4 protein-coding genes are annotated in these 6,382 nt (G+C 65.5%); all 4 read right to left on the bottom strand.

Annotated elements, in window-relative coordinates:
* Positions 1-583: 583 nt before the first annotated feature.
* A complete protein-coding gene (locus tag ACGFH8_RS35070; RefSeq protein WP_393375995.1) occupies positions 584-1,045 on the bottom strand; it encodes a hypothetical protein in 462 nt (153 codons plus the stop codon).
* 197 nt (positions 1,046-1,242) lie between these two features.
* The gene (locus ACGFH8_RS35065) at positions 1,243-1,476 is read right to left on the bottom strand and encodes a hypothetical protein (RefSeq protein ID WP_393375994.1); all 234 of its coding nucleotides are present in this window, start codon (positions 1,474-1,476) and stop codon (positions 1,243-1,245) included.
* Between the two features lie 392 nt (positions 1,477-1,868).
* Positions 1,869-2,321 carry a hypothetical protein gene (locus ACGFH8_RS35060; protein ID WP_393375993.1) on the bottom strand — a complete coding sequence of 151 codons (453 nt, stop codon included), beginning with the start codon at positions 2,319-2,321 and terminating at the stop codon, positions 1,869-1,871.
* Between the two features lie 80 nt (positions 2,322-2,401).
* Positions 2,402-6,382: DUF6531 domain-containing protein (locus tag ACGFH8_RS35055; RefSeq protein WP_393375991.1), on the bottom strand; the 3,981-nt coding region annotated here is incomplete at its 5' end.

The raw sequence follows: 6,382 nt of genomic DNA, 5'->3' as shown, positions 1-6,382 counted from the left end.
GAACCGCCGACGGATCACCATCCATCTTGAACAGATGCGCCGGAAACTCAGCCATCGCGCCCGGACCTCCCCCGTGTCCACGCCAACAAGCTCGTATCCCTCGCGGCACCCGACACGGGACCACCACCCGCTCGGCACCACAGACCAGAACGAACTCCCGTAAAGTCGCCCTGCCGTCATTCGAACATAGGCGCGCAACGAACTTTGACCATCACCTCAGTCGCATTTGGCGTCATCTGAGGCGGGCCGCCAGGAGATCGGTCGACACCGGGAGGAACGGATCCGGCCGGAGCCTGCCGAGCACGCGTGGTAGTTCCGCACCACCCGCTACGTTCGAGGCCGGGGGCCAACTCGCGTGAATTGGGTAAGCCTCGGCGGCTTCGGCACCCACGCCGTCGAACGCGCCGCGCAGGACGCCGTGCTCGGCCAACTCGACACGGCGGCAGCACCTGGCACACCACGCGGATCGAACCGAGGCGCCCACCCTGCCATTATCTCCCGTAGCAAGAGCCCACCGTTTCGCCCCTGAAACGGTCGCTATGGAACAGTCGCATGTTTCGCACAATCTGCGCCGCAGCACCAATCACTGGCTGAAGGGCTGAAAATCGCCGCCGGCTTCCGCGCCCGATGCACGTTCATACTCCCGCCGGCGGGTAAACACGCGCCCACGCTCCACTCGCACATATTTATCCGCGCACGGAAAGGCGATCACCGTTTTGTTTCGCCCACGACTCACCTTGAGACTCCCGTCCCCCAGGGCATCCAGGAAGAAGGCCATGTCGCGCTGGATCTCGTCCGCGAAACATTGCTGATCAGGATCGGATACGTCGTACAGGTCCGTATCGATGCCATATCGGAGCTCGGGCGACTCCCCGTCCCGATTGACGACGAATTCGAGCAAAATCCCCTTCGGACCTATGCCCACTCGCAGGCGAAAGCCCTTCCCCGAGACACGGTACACACGCAGCTCATCCTCGGTCTCGATGTTGACGGCGAAGCCTCGCTCACCGAGCCGTGCCATCACGTGGTCGATCTCGCTGCCCATTTGAGGGGCCATCAGTTACCAACTTTTCTAATATGACCTATTCCCACCCGGCCAACCGGGGTGAACCGATCCCGCTATTTCGCGCCGGCTGACGGCTTGTCTCGGGGCTCAATCTCAAGTGCTCCACGACGTGGGTAGGACGAATTTCGGCATATCGAGCTATGGTCAACGGAACGCGCGTCAACTACCAGTCAAGATCAGCAAGCCACGACCGAAAGTCTTCCTGACCATGCAGATAAACCCCCCGGACCCTGCTGAAGGTCAGCGCCAGCCAACCGGTCCAGCGTCACCCAAAGGGCCGCGTGGGATGAATAGCCGGCCGATTCGTCCTTGACACGCTCAATGGCCCAATCGGCCACTTCTGCACGGCTAACTGATTCATGGATCAAGCCAGTCATATGGCCCGTTACCTGCTCGAAGATATCAGCCACCGCCACCAGCTTCCTGTGAAGTGAGAGCCCTCCCCTGACGCGACCCTCAGTCATTCGAACATAGAAGCGCAACAACCTGCGAGCACTGAACCAGTCGCATATCTCGCAGAATCTGGGCCGCAGCCTGCCTGCACCGGGGCGAGGTGCGCGGTGACTGGGCTTATCGGCAGGCGAGGTGGAGACGACCACTCGCACGATCGGGGACGGTCGGCGAACAGGACGTCGATCGACGCTCCCGCGCCCAGCGGCGGTACGGCCCGGTGGTGGTCGTCTACCGGAGGCAACGGCAGCCGCGAACGACCGCGGCTGGCGAACCCGATGGCCGCGCGGGGTCGACAGCGCGGACAGGGGTGGGGCGAGCGACTGCCGGCAGGCTGCGCAGCGACCCTGGATCACACGTAGGGGTCGGGGCTGAACCGGGGATTGCTACTGGGAAAATCCGGAGGAAAGAACGGGATTTGCAGGGACTTCGTCAGCAGCTCGAAGACCACACTTGGGGTTTCGAGGTGAACGATCGAAAATCTCAGCTGCCGGGCCTCCAACACGAGAGTCGGCCAATCGTCCACCGGCCCCGTCGGAATCCACATCAGGACATCGGCGTTATCGGTCCCACCCCACCGCACGAGCTGACCCGGAGCGATGCGAAGGCTCGACAGGTACTCCTCAAGGGGCTCTGGAAGACCGTTACTCAAGAATGATCGAGCCTCCTGGGTGCCCTTCTCGATATTCAGTGCTTCTCGCTCGACACCCTCGCCGTAGATCCACAAGAACTCGTCGAAACAGCCCGCCCCATAGGTCGCAACCATCTGCCGGTGGCTGAGGGGCAGCTCGACGCCCTCATCCACCGTCGCACGATGGGATGGCTCCACGGCAGGCGGAGGAGGACACAGGGCGAGAAGGTCCGGCAGCCTACTCACCAGATATCCTATATATTGCGCACCTTTTCATACAGCGACCACCCGAAATCGTCGACGGCTTCGATGATTACATGACTAGGCACGACCCCACCATTTTCGTACACCGGAGTAACGCTCATAACAACGTTATTCTGGCTACTGGTTACGTGCTCGGCTATCCTCTTTTCCACCTCATTAATCGGCCCATTGTTCAGAGCCTCACTCTGTGTGACTACGTTTCGAATGTCCGTGCCGTCTCCGCCAAACCGCCTACCGATCAAGTGGCCGCGAGAATGACCGCCCGCACCTCCAAGGAAGCCTGCCGGGCGCAACCTTCGTGGCGCTTCGCTGCCGATCCTGCCGGCCGCCGCATCAATCAGCGTCTGGGGAGAAACCTGTGCATAGGCAGGGCCCGCCCTACCATTGACGACATTGCTGTAGACGGGGCAGGGCGCAAGACCCAAGGGATCGGTCCACTGCACCGGGTTGGAGACATAACTCTGCGGGTTGAGGCCTCCGCTGATCCCCAGTTTGTCGGTCGAGAGGTATTGAGCCGCCTCGGGGTCGTAGTAGCGGTGGTGGTTGTACGAAGCACCGGTTTCCGGGTCATGGATCTGCCCGGGGAACCGCAACGGGCAGTCGACGCCGGTGGCGCTGACGTGGGTCGGGATGCCCCAGATAGTGGTCCGCTGCTGCCAGGCGACGTCGCCATCCGGGCTGACCAACTCCATGGGCGTGCCAACCAGGTCGGTCACGATCGCATAGAAGCGGCGGTCGACCTCGTCCTGGTCGGCGTGCGCGTCGGTCTGGGTGATGGGCGTGAACGTGCCCGGGGCGTACTCCCAGGTGCTGGTCCGTTCCTCGCCCGCGCCGCGGTGGGTCTGCTCGATCAGACGCGGGCCGTCCCAGGCGAAGTCGACCTCCTCGACCACGCCGCCGTCGGAGTCGAGGCGTTGCTTGGCGACCCGGCGACCGAGCGCGTCGTACCGGTAGCGCCAGCGGGTGCCATCCGGCGTCGTCACTCCGGTCAGCCGGTCTTCGCTGTCCCAGGTGTAGCGCCAGGTCAAGGGCTTGGTGGAACGCTGCTTGACCTGCCGCAGCGTCACGCGGCCAGCGTCGTCATGCTCGTACCGCACGTCCCCGGCCCGACGAATCAGGGTGCCGGCGTACTCCCGCTCGCCTCCGGCGCTGCCACGTCCGCCGGCGGCGCCGGGCCACTCGGCATCGGCGACGTTTCCGGCCTCGTCGTAGGCGTACCGCTCGGTCCAGTCGGCGGCCTGGACGGCGGTGATCCGGCCGGACCGGTCCACCTCCAGCCGGCGCTCGCCGGTGAGCTGGTCGGCGATGTCGGTCAGGTAGCCGTCGGCACGGTACCGGTAGGCCCGGTGCGCGAGGAGCTCTGGCACGCCCGTCGGACTCTCCGGGCTGGTGACGAGGATTTGGGAGAGCAGCCTGTGGTTGGCGTCCCAACTCTGGGTCAGGGCAAGACCGCCGACTGCCCTGCGGGTCTCCCGGCCGGCGGCATCGTGGGTGAAGCTGACCGTCGCGCCGCCGGTGCGCAGAGCCGCGGGCTGGTGGCCGGCGTCGTACTCCCAGGCACTCTCGACCCCTGATGGGGTACGCCGGAGCGTCCGGCGGCCGAGTGCATCGTAGGACGACCTGACCTCTTGGCCGTTTCGGATCTCGGCGAGCACCCGACCCAGCGGATCCCGCTCAAAGCGAAGATCAACCTCGGGTGAGGTGGCGTGCAGCAACCGGCCGACCGGGTCGTACTCGAAGGTGGTGATGCCCTCGGCGGTGCGCTTCTCGACGATGTTGCCCAGCGGATCGCGGATCAACTCGATGCTTCGCCCGGCACCGCTGCTCCGGGTGACGAGTTGGCCGGCGGCATCGTAGGAGTACGTCTGTACGCGGCCGTTGAAGTCGGTCTCGGCCACCAGGCGCCCGGCCGGGTCGTAGTCGTAGCTCCAGGTGAGCCCCTGCGGGTTCGTGACCGTGGTCAGGCGCAACTCGGTGTCGTAGTCGAAGGTCAACCGGCCGCCGTCCGGCCCGATACGCGCGACCGGCAGGTCGAAGTGGCCGATCTCGAACTCGGTGGTCGCCCCGGTCTGGTCGGTGTAGGTGACCAGGTTGCCTTCCGGGTCGTACGTCCACTCCTCGCTCGCCCCGTCCGGGCTCCGCCGCCAGGCGAGCTGCCCCTCGACGGTCCAGCCGAGGTGGGTGACGCCACCGACCGGGTCGATCACCTGGGTAATCTGGCCCGCCAAGTCACGGCGATAGGTGGTCACCGCGCCGTTGGGTTCGCTGAGCTGGCTGATCAGCCCGGTCGGATCGGTGGTCACTGCCAGGGTGTTGCCGAGCGCATCGGTCACCTCGGCGAGGTGGCCCGCCTCGTCGTGGTGGTAGAGGGTGGAAGCGCCGCTCGGGTCGGTGACCATGGTCAGGTTGCCGCGCTCGTCGTACTCACGTCGCGAGACCGCACCGTCGACACCTGTGATGACCACCGGCTGACGCAGTTCGTCGTAGATGGCGGTCGCCCGCGCGCCGTCCGGGCGGGTGACCTCGACCAGGTTGCCATCGTCATCGTAGGAATAACGAGTCGTCCGCTCCAGGGCATCGGTCTCGGTCAGCTTCCGATCGAACCGATCCCAGGTGAAGGCCGTGACGTTGCCCAGCGGGTCGCTGATCCGTCGGGTCTGGCCGCGATCGGTCAGCTCGTAGATGGTCGTGTGACCCAGTGAGTCGCTCACAGCGGTCTGCCGACCAACCGGGTCGTACTGCAGCCGCGCGGAGAGGAAACCACCCGAGCCGGTCGCGGCCACGCAGCGTCCCTGCTCGTCGTAGGTGTAGTGGTACTCCTGCCCGTTGCGGTCCTGCCAGTGGGTCAACCGACCGTCGTCGTCGTAGCCGAACCGCAGCGGGATGCCCGATGCGTTGATGACCTCGGCGAGATGACCGGCCTCGTCGTAGCCGAACCGCACCAGAGTCCGGGCCTCACCGGAAGGCCCCGCGTCGAGCAGGCTCAGCGCCGCGACCTGACCGTGCAGGGTGTCCACGGCGATCCGATACCCACCACTGTGTCGAACGTCGGTGACCGCACCGTCGCGCCAGTCCAGGTCGATCCGATGACCGTTGCGGTCGCTGACGGCAACCAGCGGCAACACCCGAACGGGACGATCCTCGCCCTCGCCTTCCGACTCTGGGTGGTCCGGCACCGCCTGGACGTCCGGCACCGCGTGGAAATGCAGCGCTCGGCCGATCTCCGGCTGGTCGACGCGGTAGCCGTCCGCGGTCGGGGTGAGCGGCCAGCGGGGTCCGGCCGCCGGCATGCTCTGCGCCCCGACACCGGCGGGAGTCGGGTAGGTGAGGACCATGCCGTCTTCGGTGACGAAGCAGACCCCCTCGTCGTCGACCTCGACCCGCTGATCAAGCGTCGACGCCCAGGACGGCCCAAAACACCGACCGATCCGGTACGACGACAGATGACTCCGCCTCAGGACGAGCGCGAGCAGGCCGGGCAGCTCGACGTCGGTCTGGGCCAGCACGACCTCGCCGCTGGCCACGTCGATCGGGTCAGCCGCGCACTTACGCAAGCCCATCGGAATGCTCGGACGAGGCATGCTCGGCAACGCCGCCCGCGCCTTGGTCAGACCCTTGGCGAGCGTCGGCAGTCCTTTCTTGGCCAGAGCCAGGACCGGTCTGCCGAGCATCGCGAGCCGACCGATGGGCACGACCGTGAGCACCGTATCGATCAACAAACTGGTGAGACTGCCCTTACCCGTCGCCGCGTAGATCGAGGCGTCGATCAACAGGGCCGCCGCACCCGCGGCGATCGCGATCGGACCCATGATCGGCGCGAGGATGGGGATGAAGGCGAGCAGACCCGCGACCAGCGACACGATCTTCAGCGCACCCGACAGCTGCGCCAACAACTCCTGATTGTCCCGCACGAAGTTGGTGAACTGACCCTTCAGATCCCACCACTTCGGGTTCTCCTTGAACCGCAAACC

Source organism: Micromonospora sp. NPDC049175 (genome assembly GCF_043197345.1).
Taxonomy (GTDB): Bacteria; Actinomycetota; Actinomycetes; order Mycobacteriales; family Micromonosporaceae; genus Micromonospora.
This window is presented reverse-complemented; position numbering and strand designations above follow the sequence as displayed.